We start from the raw sequence: 17,423 nt of genomic DNA on the forward strand, positions 1-17,423 counted from the left end.
AAATTATGGACTAAACAATTAAATCATCATCAGTGTCCATTCCTGTAACCTTTTCGGAAAGTTTAGTGCTATTCAAAAAATCATTTGAAAAAAAAGTGAGCATCTCATCGCTAAGTAATTTTTTCCGTTGTGTTTTCCATTCGTTTACTACACTTTCGCCGTACATGTCGTTAACCAAGTTTGGGAATGCCCAATCACTATTTTTGCCCCAATGTTGTGTAAACGGAATGTTGTTTTTTTGCAAAACTTCAATAATACGCCTCGAATATTCTTTAAGGCTCATAATTCTTCGCGTTTTTTTCCATAGCACGCCATCAATTTCCAGGACACAGGTAATTGGGAATTTGGTAAAGCCCAAGGTGGCCTGGGTTTGCTTTACAAAACGCATGGCGAAAATACCTGGAATAGGGCCTTCGTTTTTGGTTAAATCGGCCAATAATTTTAGGGCTTTCGATGAGTTTTTATGGTCAATCCCCACCGAACAGGCAAAAGCAGGCCCTTGATACGGGGCATCCCAGAAAATTTCGGGCACGGTACCCGTTAAATTTTCGTCCACTTTTGGTAGAATGGATTTTCGAAGACGTTTTACCAACCACGGAATACTCTTCGGAAAATTTTCGGCCATTTTTGTGAACAGATAAATCAAATCGCGGTAAAGCGATTGTTTGATAATGGGGAAGGGGTCTTTGTAGTCGGTTTTAAACGGCGCTTTGTACATCAGTTCCACCACATATTCGGGCTCGTTGCTGTAGGGGTTGATGAATACTTTGTAATGGTACGGTATTTTGCCATGGCCGTCGGGAGTGGTTTCTTCTGGAATTTTGAAGGTTGAATTTTTAAAATCCATCGTATCGGCCAATTTCAGAGCTACATTTTTGTCAATTTTTTTTACATAACGGTTCAGCAGAAATCTAGGTTCGGCCTCAATCACTATGCTGTGGATGAAGCCAAAACCACCCAGTCCGACTAAAGCGGCATTGAACAAATCATCATCACGGATTATCTTTTTACTGAATTTTTCAGCAAAAGCATCGTTAAGCGCGGGTGCGGACTGTCGTTCCAAATAGACGCTATCGGTTTCGTTTGGCCCCGTAATTAAATGGATGCCCACAACATAATCCTGTACAGCACCAACTCCAAGTGCAGAGCCGTGTACGCCGGTAGAAATGCACCCCGCAATGGTTTGTCCGTTACTGGCGCCCGTGGTTTTTAACGATTTTCCGTGGGCGGAAAGCACTTCCGAAATCCGTTTTATGGTCGTGCCACATTCAAACAAAAACAAATTGGAAGCTTCAAAAGTTGTGCTGCCATGGCAGTTGTTATTTTCAATGGGCATGTGAAGGTTCATAAACCCATTGTAGTGCATGCGGTCGCGGTGGTGTGCAATATTGTTCATGGACCACGCCGAACCGTAAGCCCTAAATCCGTGATTGGCCTCGCGGGTTTCCTTGATTAACCTTTGGATTTCTTTGGAGGCATCATTGTAACGGTCTATTTTGTTCGGCATGTTCCCATCCCCCTCCAGTTCGGTGATGTAGAGTTTTTTCAGCGGAAATGGCCCATTATTATGTAGGGTGTCCCATTCTTTTAGGTTATGTGTTTTTGTGGTGGCCATAATGTTAATTTGTGGGTTTCATACAAACGTATTTTACTTTCATTTTGCGTTTTCTTCCTAAGGTAACCACGCTCAACAGCGACCCTCCAAAGGTGTTTTTGAATTCTACCGTGTGCAGTTTTCCTGTTTTACAGGCATCGGTTTCCTTAATTAAATAGGTGAAATCTTTGGAGGTTATGTCAATTTTAATCACGGTGTCGAGTTCCACAACCTGCATGCCCCGATAGTAATCGTCTCGACTCATTAAAGGATCGGGTTGCGGAGTACCGTTAATGCTTCGCAGCCTCACGGAATAGCAGGAAACGAATAAAAAACAGATGCAAATCAGCGCGAGTATTTTGATGTGTTTTTTCATTTTCTTTTGAATGGTTTTAAACAGATTTTAAAAGATTTAAGGTTTTTGAAGCGAAATCGCCGCCAAAGTTGGCCGACAAATCCAAAGATTCTTCCCGCCCAAGGGTATAGTGCAATTGGGTAACATTTGGTGGGGCGTAGCACAGCACCAAATCGGTAAAAACGTTGTAAGCGCCTTTGGTTTTTTTATCGGAATCTGTAAGTTCGCCATAACTGGTTGATGCAAATTTTGAGCAATCCTGAAGTTCTTTTTTATGGTTCAGGTAACTTTTTCCGGCAATGACTTGGCATCCGGCCGAAAAGTTGGAACGCCCAACACCCGTCCAATGGATATTGATGGAAGGGTTTACTCGTAGCCCTTTCAATTTACCTTGGCTGTCGGTTACTTTTATATCGTTGTTGGTAAAGGCATTGTCGTTGTCCCAATCTCGGATAATCATCACGCCGTTGTGGTCGGCAGGTTTCAGGGCGCGGTATATTTTCTTTTCCACCGAAATTTTATGCCACCCAAACCGATACAGATGCTGTCCTTCAATTAAAAAAGCTTCATCTTTCCGTTGGGCCATGGCAACACTGGGGTCGGTAGAGCCCCAAAAGGTAAACACCATCCCATTAATCAGCAGGAAAAACAGGTCGTCATTATCCCGCCTAGTGGTGCTTTCGGTCTGCTTGCGACGTACCCCAATGAGGTGGATGTTGTTGCTACTAAAATCCCAATCTTTTGGTTTTTTAGTGGCGTAGGTTTTTGAAAGGCTGTTCAAATGCTTTAAAATTGGCCCGGGATTGGCCACGTAATGTTGCTTGGCTTGGTTGAGCAAATTCATCCAATGGGTATATTTCGGAGTTGGATTACTGGCCGAGTGCTTTCCCCATTCTGAAACTTTGCCTTCTTGAATCCAGCGGTGGATATGCGACCAAGTACCAGAACCCACAATGCCGTCTGGAACCATGCTCGGAACGTTTTCCGTGCTTCGGACATACTCTTGAAACAACCTCGCCGCTGCTTGGGTAACATAACCAAACACCCCATCAAAAGCACAACGGGGCATAAAACCGGCACCGTGCAGAAATTTTTGCAATTGTAGCACATCGTTGCCGCTGCTTTCGCGAAAGGAACGCCACTTGGTGCGGTCGTCATCACGAAACGATACTTTTCCTATTAAAAGCCCGTCGGTATGGTAGGGTTTTAAATAAGCGGTTCGGCTGTTTGGCCGTTTTCCGGCGTCGCAACTTCCTAAATATAACACGGGCATAGTTTACAGATTTAGTATTTGTTCAATTCTTTTTTTATCATTCTTAAGCTGTCATTGATTTTTTTGTTTTTCACATAATGCTGTAGAAAATCAATTTGTTCAATTTCAATATTGATGTAACGCTGACTGTACATTTGCTGAAAAATCTGCTTGTACCAACTTAAAATGGTATCTTCCCTGTGACTTTTGTTTTCGGGGTTTATCAACAAAATGGCGTAGCTCACTTCGGTCATGCCAATGAGCACAGAAATATCGAGGTCGGCTTTATCAAAATCGTCAAGTTCTTGGTAGAAATCGTCAAGGAATTTTTCAAGGTTGTTCACCTTTTTAAAAGCTTTGCTTTCCTTTAAAAGGGTGAGCATTTTTTTGCCGTTCAAACTTTCGAGTATATGTGCTATGAATATGAGGTTTGAAAGGGCATCGAGATATTGGCCACTAAATTTGTCGTTTGATGTGTCCAAAGATTCTTTGTAATACTCAAAAGCATATTGTAAATATTCGATCTCTTCGCTTTTGGGCAAATAGCGGGCCGTTTGTTTGTAAGTATTGCCCACAATGTTTAGTCGGCTGGCATTACGCCCGGCCAAGGTCAGTAGTTTAATTTCGTCGAGATAGGCCGAAATGGTATCTTTAACAGCATTCGCTTTTTTGGATTTTTTGGCTTCTTCGATATCATTTTTCAAGCGTGAAGATTGCACGGTGCAATACTGCTCTAAAGCCTTAATGGAATAGTTGCCATTATCGAATTTAAAGAGGCCTTTATATTTTTCGTAGGCAATATTGCTCATGCCCAATTCGTCGTAAATCATAGCTTCTTTTTCGAGAACCATGGCGTCGAGCAAATTGGATTCCTGTGCCAAATTGATGTATTTGTCTAATCGGGTTTGGGCAGAAATTTTATCTTCTTTTTTATCGCGAATGGAAATGAGTAGATTATCCAAATCGGTGTGGATTTGAGATGCCACAACATATTCCTGTTCGCTTTCGCTGTATTTTCTTCGACTTTTGAATTTATAAAACTGGTTACCGTAGCATTGGTATGCCCCCCAAGTATTCGAACTTTTATGCTTTTGGTAACACTCGAAACGCGCCAACTGTACAGCATTTCCAAAATCGTAACCTTGGAACATTTTTTCATAAAAGGTTTCCGAAAATACTTTTGCGGCGTTATCGTTTACGGCCCAACCCGAAATTACAATGGCTTTAACGCCCATTTCAATAAGTTGGGTGCCCACATTTGCGGCTAGTCTGTAGCGGTCTTTGCTATAAGCATCGTCACTGGCATTTAAAACACCGGAATAACAACAATTAATAAAGATGAATTCGGGAACGTAGCCAATTTGATTGATCATGGCGGGGTCGATGCAAATTCCACCACCAATGGCAATGCCCACGTTACAGTTTTCGGGGTCGTAAATGCCGTGGCCCGCAAAATGCATAATTTTATAATGCTTGCTGAACAACTCCATCATAATGTTTTTGGTTGTAGAATTGACCAGCGCATTGGTGTTGTAACCTGCTTTTTTGAGTTTAGCGGCCACCCATTCCGATTCCGCTTTTGCTGCGGGAAGCTGTGGCAAATCGCTTTGGTTGTAAATGGGGTCGCCCACAATAAAAGCTTCAATATTGTTTAGTGAAACCGAATTGTAGCGCGAGGAATCCTCGGTGACCAATTGCCTGATGAAACTTGAAGTAACCGAAGCCGGAGTTTCGGTGGTGGTATTGTCATGCAAGAGTTCCCACGGAATTTGTGCGGCATGTTTATCCAGTTTGAGGACTAAATTATTTTGATCCCTAAATTTGCCTTTAAAATCGTTGGGCACCAGTATTTCAAATAAGGATTTGGAAAGCCGTTGATCCCAAACCGAGCTGGTGGACATTTCCTTTAGCAAATAATTTATTTTATGAAGCCCGATGCCCACCATTTCCTGTTCCACACGCGCTAAACTGTCGGATGAATAATACTTAAAACCGGTAATATCATTGTCCGTGTCGCACTTGCTGTTGTCGTCTTTTAAACTGTCAATGTGTAGGTTGTACCACCAATCGTAACTGTTGGTATGGAATACACGACGTTTTTTGGCGCCTGACCGCTTCGTGATGCCTTTTTGCAGGACAAACGGAATGCGCTCGTCTGAATTTTGTTGACGCGATAAACTAAAATACGCCTCGCTGGAAATACTTTCGTAATAGTTTATTATTTCAATGTCCTGAATGGGTTTTAGGCCTTCTTTCATTTCAATGATGCGTTGGTTAGCTTTTGCGACGCCCAATAGAATACCCTTTACGGAATCTTCAACGGGAAGTTTTCCATAGCCCGTTCCCAATAACACCAATGAAAGTCCTTTGGCATATTTTTTTGCCTGCGGAAGAGTGTAGTTATCGCGCATAAACATAGCGTATTTCAGCACCGCCTGCCGCACTGTTTTAGAAAGTAAGTAGTTGGTAAGAGCATCGGTGTTTCCAAGTCCGCAAATAATGGCACCTTTGGGTTGTGTGTTCAGGTTGAAAAACACTTCGCTTTCCCCAATTTGTCCGGGATAATAGCCAATGCCCATGCGTTGGGATAGGCGGTTTCCTAAATAATCGTCTAAGGCCTTTTCGGCACTTAAAATCAAATCCATGAAAAAATGGCCAACCATAACAGGGTAGGAGGCTACCCTTAAATCGCCGTGTATCACCTTGACATTAAAGGTGGTCGCTTCGGTTTTTTTCTGTTCTTTTATATCGAAAATCGCATTGATTACGGCATTGGAATCGTAAACCGGTTCGGGAGCTTCGTAAATTTCAGAAATAATTTCGCCGCCTCTGGTAATGGGTTTTTGGGTGCTCAAAGCATTGGTGCTTCCGGTTGATAAAATATCTGAAATGCCTTGGAAAATTTCTGGCTCGTTAGAAAGGTCGCCGTGCGAAGTTTGCGTATAATAAAGTCTGTTGGTGTTGAGAAGTTGTTTGGGGATGCCCGTAGCCCAAGTGACGCTGCCATCGCCATGCGAAGTGGCTTTGTAAACCAATTTCTTTTTGCTGGACAGAAACCTGTTTTTTAATGAATAATCAAAAACGGTTTTGTCGGCCTGACCACAAACATAATAGATGTTGGTAAAATCTTCACCCTTCAATTGATTGGTGAAATTGATGACGTCCTTCCGGTAGCTTTCAAAACCCGACAAGGATTTTGCATTTGTTTTAGGTGTGGGCATGTGTTTTAAATCGGCTTGAGCATCCAGATCGTTCCAGAATTTTTCCTCCCAAAAAGGCCTTTCGGGATCTTCTTCAATCGGAAGGAGTTCAAAAATGCCGGGATATTTCCAGAATATTTTCAATAAATCGGCACGGTCATTTTTAAAATCGATGGCGGCCAATTGTTTAACGCGTCTGCTGTGTCCAGTAAGTACCTCCATAATAAGGTAGGAACCCAACCACGGCGTGCCCAGCATGATGAATTTATTGGCGCCGTTTTGTTTGAAAGCTGACCACGTATCGGGAAAATCCATCATAAACTGGCGAACCAACAAGCCACCCATAGAATGTGCCACAAAATGAATCTTTACATTGTATTTATTTAAGATGTCTTCAACCTTTTGCTTGAGGATTTTAGCGGAATCCTTTAACGATTTTCGCCAATCGAACTGCATGGTGATAACATCGTATTGTCCCGATAAATGCTCGGCCAAATCGTTATAATATTTTTCAATAACACCACTGGCTTTTACGTTGGAGGCACTAATGTTAAGGTCTTTGGAAATGCCACCATCGTTAAGTTTTCGCATGTTTACCCATTGGTGGTCACCATTTCTGGAAATGGTTGAACCCATGATGCCGGGAACCACAAAAACCACATCGCGGGTAATTTTTTCGGGTGAAAAGATAACCCCGTCAAGGGAAAGGGCGTCCAATAAAATACCGCGTTCGCCATCGGTATAAAGTTCTTTTTTGAATAAAGTAACCGGATTCTGGGCGCTGGCATTAAGGGCTTCCAAAATAGCGGGGCAGGAGCCATTTGCTGAAAAATAATTAAAATGATTGGTGTCGCTACTTTGTGCCAAATGTTTGTAAATGCCATTTTTTCTAACTACACCATGTTCCATCCGTTTGGTATCGACCACCAAATCATTCGCTTGGCGGTAAAATAAGTTGGCCAAAATAACCTTTAGTGAACTAAAGTTAACGCCGCCCACTTCTGAATCTCCTGCAATATTGTACAAATCACTTTCAACGGTTGATCCCGAAATATTCATCATTTTTTGAAACAACGATTCAGGCATCATCGCATTTAAACCCGGCAAGGTTTCTGGATCTTCTTTTTGGCTAACCAGCTCCAACAAAAAGGCTTTTACATTTTGGTACAATGGGTTGGTAATACCAAAGGCCAGTGAAACGGCATTGAGCAAAAGGTTGAAAAAGTGATCGACACGCCGCGATAAAATAGTGGTGCCATTGGATGGGGCGGCCACGCGTACCACTTTGTTTACGGTTATCTTTTTTTCCTTGGCCATTTTGTTGATGTCGTGCATCAATTCGCGGTTTTGTTTGTTTTCGTCAGATTTTAAAACCCCAATTTCATTGTCGCTAAAGCCTGTTATTTTGTTTCTGATGTCGCATTTGGCCAATATATCGGCAACAATTCCTCCGCGCGAATGACTCAAAATATCAATGGTGCAGCCAATAGGGCAATCGTTTAAAAAATCGAGTGCATTTTGCAACGGACTTACCGATAAGGTGCGGTGTTCTAAAGCCCAAATTCGTGAGCCGTAAATGGATACAATGTCTTTCCATGCCTTGTTGTTGCTATTCAGTTTGAAAAAGGCATCAGTGCAGGTGGATAATGTACCGTGCAATAGCAATAAATAAGGCCTGGTTTGGGTAGTTGGTACCGAATATTCAATTTTGTTGAAGTTGGAATCTAACCGAAAAAGTCCCGGATTGGGCTGGATTTTTTTATCGTAGTTTTTAGCCAGGGCTTCTATTGTTGTTTTGGCAATACCTTTTGGTGAAAACACACTGAATACACTGATTAATGCTCTTTTTATGAGGCCACGACTGCTATCTTCGGTGGTTATTTGGATGTCGAAAATATAATCTTCATCAACTATGGATCGCTCAACTTGAATCTTTTTGTCGTAAATCGCTTGTACGTCTTCGGGGTGGCCAATCCATTCGGTTTGGTCGGTAAATTGGATAGCAACCAAATCGTTGTTCTCAAGTTCTATGGTATTGATATTGTTGCTGGACCGCGTCGCCGAAACCTCGATGTAAGTTTTCAGTTCAAATTGTTGCGAAAGCGTATTTGGTATAAGGTGTGCTACCGTTTTTACATCCTGTTTTAAACCTATTATTTTGGCTTTTTTTGTCATGGGTTCAGTGTTTAGGAATGAAGAGATTATTGTATAAGTAAAATTTGATTGTAACTCTTGTGCACGCTAAAACGGAATGCGAAAATGAATTTTTGAAAGGATGTGTGCCAAACCATAGCGATTCTGTTTTATTAATCGTTTAAAAAACACATTAACAAAACCGTCCCAAAAGGCCGACTTTGCTAATTGAAAAATAATGTGGCTATAAGGCTATTTCTAATTTGAAAAGGCTTACAAACACAATCGCTATTAATGAGTAAAATGCGGGGAGAGTTATAAAACTACTAAATTAACCTTAATAATCAAAGGGTTATGTGGCGGTTTTTTAAGGGGGAATAGAAAAAAGATTTCATTTTTTTCGTTTTAAGGCACTGGGTCGTAGCCCGAGCCACCCCAAGGATGGCACCTGAAAATCCGTTTTATTGAGAGCCATCCGCCTTTTAGAAGTCCGTGTTTTTGCAAGGCTTCTTTTGAATAATGTGAGCAAGTTGGCGAGTATCTACAGGTAGCGGGAGTAAACGGAGAAATAAAGGTTTGGTACATCTTTATTAAAAACAAAAATGGCGCAATGAGTAGTTTTTTCATGTGTTGTCTACCTGTCTCGTTCCAATAATTATTGCGATTCGAGATTATTTTACGTGCTCACTCAATTTAACTTGTGTGATTCTGAAAGATACTTCGGCCGCACTAAGTGTGATAATTTTAGAATGGTGAACAATGCAATTAATTTACTGAAAACGTGGTACCGTCTTTGCCGTCTTTAAGTTGAATGCCAATTTCGGCGAGTTCGTCTCTAATTTTATCAGATAGTGCAAAATCTTTGTTAGCCCGAGCTTCTTGTCTTAATTTAATTAAAACATCAACAGCACCAGCCAATTTATCGGTTCCAGAGTTGTTGTTGGCGTTATTTACAAGTCCGAGTACATCAAACACAAAACCGTTAATGGTATCTTTTAAAGTTTGTAAATCAGCTTCAGAAATACTTTCTTTCCCTTCTTTTACTTGATTGATAAATTTAGCAGCTTCAAACAGATGCGCAATTAAAATAGGCGAATTGAAATCGTCGTTCATGGCATCGTAGCATTTTTGTTTCCAAGAAGCTACATCGAAGGTTGAGGTTTCAGAAGTTTTAAGTCCGTCTAAAAGGCCAACAGCTTCCATTAATCGGTTAAAGCCTTTTTCGCTTGCCAAAAGTCCTTCGTCTGTTAAATCGAGAACGCTACGGTATGACGATTGCGCCACAAAAAAGCGAATAACGCTTGGCGAGTACGCTTTACTGAAAAATTTATTATCGCCCGAAAGTAGTTCGGATGGGTTTACCGTATTTCCGGTGGATTTAGACATACGTTGTCCGTTTAGCTGAAGCATATTGGCGTGCATCCAGTAGTTTACTGGCGATTTGCCTTTTGCAGCTTGGTTTTGGGCAATCTCGCATTCGTGGTGCGGAAACTTTAAGTCCATTCCGCCGCCATGGATGTCAAATTGGTCACCTAAATATTTGGTGCTCATAGCGGTACATTCAAGATGCCAACCCGGAAAGCCATCACTCCAAGGTGAAGGCCAGCGCATAATGTGCTGTGGTTCGGCTTTTTTCCAAAGGGCGAAATCCTGCGGATTTTTTTTGTCACTTTGCCCATCGAGCTCGCGGGTGTTATGAACTAAGTCTTCAAGGTTGCGTTTGCTCAGTTCGCCGTATTGGTTGGTTTCATTGAATTTGTGCACATCAAAATACACAGAGCCGTTGACTTCGTAAGCAAAACCATTTTCTATAATCTTGCTTATTAATTCAATTTGTTCAATAATGTGACCAGTTGCTGTAGGTTCGATACTGGGCGGTAAAAAATTAAAGGTATTTAGAATGTTGTGAAAATCGACAGTGTATTGCTGAACCACTTCCATAGGTTCAATTTGTTCCAACCTCGCTTTTTTGGTTATTTTGTCTTCACCGGTATCGGCATCGTTTTCTAAATGTCCGGCATCGGTTATATTCCTCACATAGCGCACTTTATAACCTAAATGTTTTAGGTATCTAAAAACCATATCGAACGACATAAAGGTGCGTACATTACCCAAATGCACATTGCTATAAACCGTGGGGCCACAAACGTACATGCCTACGTAGCCTTCTTCAATGGGTTTAAATGATTCCTTTTTGCCTGTTAACGAATTGTATATTTTTAGCTGTTGTTCTTTATAAAGTTGCATTAGTGGGCTGGCTTGGTTGTTTATTTGGGTGGAATAACTTAAAATTTGGTATCGAGCTTTATGTAATCCAAAAATTCCCGGCGTGTGGCCATGTCTTTGAATTTTCCGCCAAACTCTGATGTTACCGTGCTGCTTTCAATATCTCTGATGCCTCTTGAGTTAACGCATAAATGCTTGGCGTCGATTATACAGGCCACATCTTTGGTGCCCAAAACACTTTGCAGTTCGCGCACGATTTGAATGGTTAATCGTTCCTGTACTTGCGGACGTTTTGCAAAGTAATCTACAATGCGGTTCATTTTTGAAAGCCCCACTACAGAGCCGTTGGAAATGTAAGCTATATGGGCTCTTCCCACGATGGGAAGTAAATGGTGCTCACATGTAGAATACAATGTAATATTCTTTTCAACCAGCATTTCGCCGTATTTGTACTTGTTGTCGAATGTAGAAGCACTTGGCTTTTTGTCTGGATCTAATCCGCCAAAAATTTCCTTAACAAACATTTTGGCCACACGGTTTGGGGTGCCCTTTAAGCTATCGTCGGTAAGGTCGAGGCCCAAGGTTTCCATAATGTGTCGAACGTCATCTTTAATGATGTCAATTTTCTCTTCATTAGAAAGTTTAAAGGCATCGCTACGCATGGGGGTATCTTCAGAAGTACTGATGTGGTTGTCTCCGATAGCGTCAAAATCTTCTAAATTACTGTCGAATTTCATGTTACATTTATTTTTTTTAACAATGCGGTATCGTTGCTTAAACTACTAGGCTTTTTTTCAGTAAGTTGTGTTTTAAAACGCTAACCGATTCCCGTTAAAAATTTAGTTTGCAAAGATAAGCATTATACTTTTGTTATGCTTTGTGTTTGCAAATATTTAATACTTACAAAATTTGAGGTTAAATTTATGTGAAATCAATAATTTGCCTGTTGGTTTTTTGGCTAGTTTTGTTCTCGAATGGTTATTTGTGAAACTATTTTGCTGTTAATTAATGACTTAAAATAAAATAGATGAATTGGTTATTATTGGTTGTCGCTGGGCTTTTTGAGGTTGCATTTGCGTTTTGTTTAGGTAAAGCAAAAGAGTCTGCTGGAAATGAAATGTACTTGTGGTACTTAGGGTTTTTACTTACACTGGCTGTAAGTATGGCACTTTTGGTAAAAGCCACGCAAACATTGCCCATTGGTACGGCCTATGCCGTTTGGACAGGTATTGGGGCAGTGGGTACCGTGTTGGTCGGTATTTTTGTTTTTAACGAGCCTACCACTTTTTTAAGACTTTTGTTTCTTTCAACATTGATTATGTCTATAATCGGGCTGAAAGCCGTGTCTCATTAAGGGTGTTTTTCCTTCGTAGTGCTATTATAAATTATCCAGCTGATTGCTTTTTTTGTCTTCACTAATGGTCCAGAAAAAACCAATAAAAAAGAACTGGTCGGTGGCAGGTTGAAGCGCTCGCCTGTTGAAATTTCCGTTTGCATCGGGAGTATTGGCGTATTGGTAGCCGTTAATATTTTTAAATCCCAAAACATTGTTTACGGAAGCATACAGTATTTTTTGCGGACTGATTAAATACGCCCAATTTAAGCTCAAACTGTTGAAGCTTTTGGTTTTTTGATTTAAAAATCCGGACTGGTTGGGGTCGGTATAAGCACGTCCCGAGCCGTGAGCATAGCTAAACCCGATTTGGCTTCGCCATTGGTCTATCCAATATTTCCCAACTACCGACAGGTTATGCGGATTTGCAAAATAAGGTCGCGCTTTGGTGGGATAGTTTTTGTAGCTCCGTTCAGAATCCAAAAAGGAATAGCTCAACCAATAATCGAGATTTTTAATGCTTTTGCTGTCGCGCCAAAACAAATCGATGCCTTTAGCGTACCCATGTCCACTAGTGTTGAAATTGCTGTTGAATGAAGCAAAATCGGTATCGTATTTTACCAAGTCAGCATATTTTTTGTAGTAGGCTTCGGCACGGAACAACTTTTTGTCGCCGTTGTATTGATAGTTAAAAATATAATGGGTTGTTTTTTGAGGTTTTAAACTCTGGTTGAATTTTAATATTTCGCTAGAAGGGTTTTGATGAAAATTCCCGTAAGCCAACGATATTTGGCTTTTGTTGGAGGTTTTATAGGCCACTGAAAACCTCGGTGAAATCGTGAAATCATCAAATAATTGACTATACTCGCCACGCATCCCTGATTTAAAGGACAATGTTTTCGAAATGAAAATATCGGCTTCGGCAAAAGCGGCCGACAGATTGTTGTTGAAGCCATACTTGGGGCTTTCTAAAGTTTCGTCACGATAGGATTCGTTAAAATCAGTGGCAAAATATTCAGCGCCAAAATTGATTTTAAAGTGGTTGCTGATTCTGTTTTTTAATTTTAGTTTGGCATGTATGGAGTTTTCGGTATTTTTTATGGTGCTTTCTGATATATTCAGGTTGTTGCCTGCCCGTGTATAACTCATCCCTCCAAAAAGCGTCCAAGAGCTGTTCAATTTGCTTTCGTATGAGCCGTTCATGTAAACGTTGTTGTTTTTTAGTTTAAAATAGATACCTTCTGGAGTGTTGATGTCGTCTTGGGTGAGTTCAAAATTGGTGGCATCAAAAGCGCTATAAAGTTTAAATAGTCCCGAATTGGTTTTGTAGCGAAAAACGGCTTCTCCCGAAAAGGTTTCATAAGGGCTTATCCATTGGTTTCTGTTGGTGAAAATCGCATTGTATGGCGCTAAATTTATATAGGAAGCATTAACACTCACCGAGCTTTTTTCCCATTTTTGGGTGTTTCCTAAACTGGCGCCCAAACTCATAATGCCAATATCGGTTTTTTCTTGGTCGGGTTCGTCAATGGTATTTAGCAATAAAACACTGGATAGTGCCTGACCGTATTCTGCCGAATACCCACCGGTTGAAAACGTAATGCCGTCAAATAAAAATGGGGAGTAGCGCCCACGGGTAGGGGCGTTGTTGGTGGTTGGCGTATAGGGCGTAAATACACGGATGCCATCTATGAAAATCTGGGTTTCGTTGGCATCGCCGCCACGAACGAATAGTCGACCATCTTCAGCAACGGTGGTTGTTCCGGGCAAGGTTTGCAGTGCGCCAACAAAATCGCCCAAGGCACTTGCCGTGGTCACTACATCCAATGGCTTTAGTGCGTTTACTTTGCTGTTGTCGCCTGCTGAAAAGGTGCCAGCCGACAGCACAACGGCATCTAAAGTGTTCAGGTCCTCTTTCAATTTTATGGTAACATTTTTCATGAACGATATATCGCCAACCATTTTAAAAGTTTCGAAAGCTAAATATGAAACTACCAAAGTTTGTGTGCCAACTTCGGAAGTTGAAAACGAAAATTCACCAATTTCATTGGATGTGGCGCCGTCGTAAGTGCCTTCCAGATAAATATTGGCACCTTCAATGGGCGTGTTTTTGGTGTTTAAAACGGTTCCCATAATGGTGGTTTGCGCCATGGTTTGAAGCGAAATAAAAATAAAGATGAGGAAGAAGATAGTGGTTTTCATCGGTTGGTTTTTTGTTCGTTTTTTGATGGATTAATGAATTAAGCCTGCACAAATTTGCAATAGGAAAGAGGAAGGAAAAATTGTTAAATACCGAACTGTTAAATAATGCTGATGAATTGAATTTTTTTTCAGAAAAACTAAAATTAAGGTTTGGAAAAATGGGCTGTCGATATATAGGAAATCGAACCGATTTGTATAAAATTGAAAGAAGATGATGTGCTGTTTTTAGGGTTTTTGGACGAATGAAAAACTATTAATTTTTTTATATATTAGCCTTGTTGAAATGAACTAAAAATTCAATTTTAAGTCGTAAAAACGGTCGATAGATTTTGTTTATAGTTGTTTGTTAGTTTGTTTTTAATCAGATTTTTGTTGGTTGTTGTTTAAACTTTAAATTTAAGTTGTGCTTTCTGATTTGAAATAATCACGAATCTTCAAAAAAGACAAAAAAAATCAGAATCAATCCCTTTCATTTTCTTTATTTATAAAGCTTAAAATGAAAATAGTTTTCGGTATTTGTAACATTCCTAAAAATTAAGCTACTTACATTGTAACTAAACCACCATCATTGAATAAAGAACTAGAACATAGTTTTGTTGAATTGCTGGAAAAGCACCAAAATATTGCACACAAAATTTGCCGTTTGTACACCAATAATTATGATGCCCATAACGATTTATTTCAGGAAATCACCATACAGCTTTGGAAGGCCTACCCGAAATTCCGGGGCGATTCGAAATTTAGTACCTGGATGTATCGTGTAGCTTTAAACACAGCCATTACACTTTACAGAAAATCGAAACGCACTATACAAACGCAAGATTTTGAAGGTGTGGAATTCAAAATAAAAGCGCAAGATTATGATGACACAGAAGAGCAACAACTTAAAGTGTTGTACCAAGCGGTACACCAATTAAACGACATAGAAAAAGCGTTGGTTTTCTTATATCTTGAAGATAAAAACTATAAGGAAATCAGTGAAACATTAGGTATTAGCGAGGTGAATGCCCGTGTGAAGATGAATAGAATTAAAACAAAGCTAAAAACCATTTTAAATCCGTGATGCTATGGATGGACTAGAGTTACTAAAGAAAGACTGGAATAAGCAACCGGAGCACAAGAAGCTTACGGTTAGTGAAATATACCCTTTGCTCCACAAAAAATCGTCTTCAATCGTGAAGACTTTATTTTACATTAGTGTGGCCGAATTGGTGTTTTGGATTTTAATCAATACCGTTCCGTATTTTACATCTGATTCGTTTAGGGAACGATTGGATACCGTATATGCTGATGATGGCACTTTTACCGTGCTTACTGTTTTTGGCTATGCCGTAATCCTCTTGTTTATTTTTCTGCTTTATAAGTCGTATAAATCCATTTCGGTAACTGATAGTGCCAAACAGCTCATGGAAAGCATTCTACGTACCCGAAAAATAGTGAAATACTATGTGCTTTATAATTTAATAGTCGCTGGGTTTTCGTTGCTTTTCGGTTTTTATTTTGCGTATACCCATAATCCCGAATTGGCCGATCAAGTAGCCCATTTTAGTCGGGAACAAACCATAATGGCCACAGCAATAGTCGTCATTTCAACAGTGGTATTTATACTGCTAATTTGGCTGTTTTACAGGCTTATTTACGGCTTGTTGCTAAAACGCTTAAACCGAAATTACAAAGAGTTGAAAAAGCTGGATGTTTAAGATTTGACTACACCAAGGGTGTATAGCTGCTCCATGGTTGGGGTTTCGCTTCCACCGGCAGGTTCTAAAGTAATACCAAAGGCTTCACTCTCGTTGGCGTTTTCAATTTCGAAAATTTTGTTTTCATCGGAAATAAAATCGTCAATAGTGCCCAAACTGGTTGGTGTTAACGGACTTAATTTTAACGACCAAACTTGATAAACAGTGCCCTGTGGAGGGTCTGGAAGTCCTTGTGCATCCAAGAATATACGGTTTGATGCTTTATCCCAATACACTTTGGCGTAAGTACTCGAAAAATTGCCTTGTCCTGCCAATGGTACTTGGGCAATGTTTTCGTCTCTTAACACCGAAATTAAAGTATGGGCTTTTTCTAAGTTGGTTTTGGAACGTTCAATTTGTGTTTCCAGTAAGTCTATCTGCGTGGTGGAAATTTTTATTTCGCTTTCCAATTGCCTGTTTTCATTAGAGAACCACATAAGCCCTATGCCCAAAATAATGGCGGCGGCCCAACTTGTGTAAGTTATCCAATTGTATTTTGGTTTGGTGATTGAAACAACTTTGCCTGATTTACTTAAACCTAAATGGTCTTTTACGGCCTGCAAAATTTTTGATTGGTTTGTGGCAGGAGCGGCAGCTGAGGTTAATTTAATGGCAGCCGATTCTATTTCGAGAACTTCCTGTAAAATTTCTGGATGCTCCATCATCATATTGTAAACCTCTTGGTTTTCTTTTTCAGAAAGAACACCAGCTACGTAAAGCTCTAAAATACCAGATTCTATGTAGGTTTTAATGTCCATTTTAATTCAATACCAAATTTCTCAATTCTTTAATACAATTCCTGTTTCTTGTTTTTATGGTGCCCACGGGCATGTTTAGGGCTTCAGAAGCTTCGGTTTGGGTGTAGCCCCTAAAATATAACAATTCGATAACAGACTTGCACTTTTCGGCTAGTTTGTCAACAAACTTCTTAATACCAATGGCATCGGTCTTTTGGTCTAGGCTGTCGCCCGTTGCAATTATATCTACGAAAAAATCGGAGTCAAGGTTTTGTTTTGATTTTTTAAAGGCCTTAGAACGCGTTTTGTCTATGGCAGCATTTCGCGCTATATTCAAAATCCAAGTAAAAAACCGTCCCTTGTTGCTTGAATAAGTATCAGCCTTGTGCCATGCTTTTATAAAAACATCTTGCATCACTTCTTCGGCAATAGCATGGTCTCTCACAATATTGAAAATAACACCGTGCATGCTTTCGCTGTACATATCGTAAAGCCTTTCAAAAGCTTTTTCGTCTTTTTGCTTGAACTTTTCAACAAGGTGTTCTAAATTCATGTATAGTGGTTAAATAAAAAACCAAGATAATCAAATATAATTTGAAAATCTTGGTTTTTGCTATTGTTTATTGAAGCGCTTTACTATTACTTCAAGCTG

General features: G+C 40.1%; 13 protein-coding genes. 3 read left to right on the plus strand and 10 right to left on the minus strand.

What is annotated here, in order from left to right; genetic code table 11:
• Window positions 1-10: 10 nt before the first annotated feature.
• From ABI125_07180 to folE, 7 genes are all read right to left on the minus strand, one after another.
• Window positions 11-1,615, minus strand: a complete 1,605-nt coding sequence (locus tag ABI125_07180; protein ID XCF07635.1) for an FAD-linked oxidase — start codon at window positions 1,613-1,615, stop codon at window positions 11-13.
• Window positions 1,616-1,619: 4 nt separating this feature from the next.
• Window positions 1,620-1,970, minus strand: coding sequence for a hypothetical protein (locus ABI125_07185; GenBank protein ID XCF07636.1), 351 nt, complete (start codon window positions 1,968-1,970; stop codon window positions 1,620-1,622).
• A gap of 16 nt (window positions 1,971-1,986) precedes the next feature.
• The gene (locus tag ABI125_07190; GenBank protein ID XCF07637.1) at window positions 1,987-3,222 is read right to left on the minus strand and encodes a peptidoglycan-binding domain-containing protein; all 1,236 of its coding nucleotides are present in this window, start codon (window positions 3,220-3,222) and stop codon (window positions 1,987-1,989) included.
• Between the two features lie 11 nt (window positions 3,223-3,233).
• Window positions 3,234-8,576: a CHAT domain-containing protein gene (locus ABI125_07195; protein ID XCF07638.1), complete on the minus strand. Its 5,343-nt coding sequence runs from the start codon at window positions 8,574-8,576 to the stop codon at window positions 3,234-3,236.
• 363 nt (window positions 8,577-8,939) lie between these two features.
• Entirely contained in the window at window positions 8,940-9,161 is a 222-nt protein-coding gene (gene yidD / locus ABI125_07200; GenBank protein XCF07639.1) for a membrane protein insertion efficiency factor YidD, read from the minus strand.
• A gap of 138 nt (window positions 9,162-9,299) precedes the next feature.
• Window positions 9,300-10,781 carry a cysteine--tRNA ligase gene (cysS, locus tag ABI125_07205; GenBank protein ID XCF07640.1) on the minus strand — a complete coding sequence of 494 codons (1,482 nt, stop codon included), beginning with the start codon at window positions 10,779-10,781 and terminating at the stop codon, window positions 9,300-9,302.
• Between the two features lie 38 nt (window positions 10,782-10,819).
• Window positions 10,820-11,497: a GTP cyclohydrolase I FolE gene (folE, locus tag ABI125_07210; GenBank protein XCF07641.1), complete on the minus strand. Its 678-nt coding sequence runs from the start codon at window positions 11,495-11,497 to the stop codon at window positions 10,820-10,822.
• Between the two features lie 290 nt (window positions 11,498-11,787).
• Here folE and ABI125_07215 point away from each other — a divergent pair, with 290 nt between their 5' ends.
• The gene (locus ABI125_07215) at window positions 11,788-12,114 is read left to right on the plus strand and encodes a multidrug efflux SMR transporter (protein ID XCF07642.1); all 327 of its coding nucleotides are present in this window, start codon (window positions 11,788-11,790) and stop codon (window positions 12,112-12,114) included.
• A 24-nt stretch (window positions 12,115-12,138) separates the two neighbouring features.
• On the opposite strand, the gene ABI125_07220 is transcribed toward ABI125_07215, so the two are convergent.
• Window positions 12,139-14,295, minus strand: coding sequence for a TonB-dependent receptor (locus tag ABI125_07220; GenBank protein XCF07643.1), 2,157 nt, complete (start codon window positions 14,293-14,295; stop codon window positions 12,139-12,141).
• Window positions 14,296-14,863: 568 nt separating this feature from the next.
• Here ABI125_07220 and ABI125_07225 point away from each other — a divergent pair.
• Window positions 14,864-15,358 (plus strand): RNA polymerase sigma factor, encoded by a 495-nt coding sequence (locus ABI125_07225; GenBank protein ID XCF07644.1) that lies wholly within the window; start codon window positions 14,864-14,866, stop codon window positions 15,356-15,358.
• A gap of 4 nt (window positions 15,359-15,362) precedes the next feature.
• Window positions 15,363-15,995, plus strand: a complete 633-nt coding sequence (locus ABI125_07230) for a hypothetical protein (GenBank protein XCF07645.1) — start codon at window positions 15,363-15,365, stop codon at window positions 15,993-15,995.
• Here ABI125_07230 and ABI125_07235 read toward each other — a convergent pair.
• Both ABI125_07235 and ABI125_07240 read right to left on the minus strand, forming a co-directional pair.
• Complete coding sequence (locus ABI125_07235; protein XCF07646.1) at window positions 15,992-16,792, minus strand: anti-sigma factor; 801 nt, start codon at window positions 16,790-16,792, stop codon at window positions 15,992-15,994. The genes ABI125_07230 and ABI125_07235 overlap by 4 nt on opposite strands.
• A 1-nt stretch (window position 16,793) precedes the next feature.
• Window positions 16,794-17,324, minus strand: coding sequence for a sigma-70 family RNA polymerase sigma factor (locus ABI125_07240; protein ID XCF07647.1), 531 nt, complete (start codon window positions 17,322-17,324; stop codon window positions 16,794-16,796).
• Window positions 17,325-17,423 lie beyond the last annotated feature (99 nt).

The sequence above is a fragment of the Tamlana crocina genome (assembly GCA_040429635.1).
Lineage (GTDB): Bacteria > Bacteroidota > Bacteroidia > Flavobacteriales > Flavobacteriaceae > Flavisericum > Flavisericum crocinum.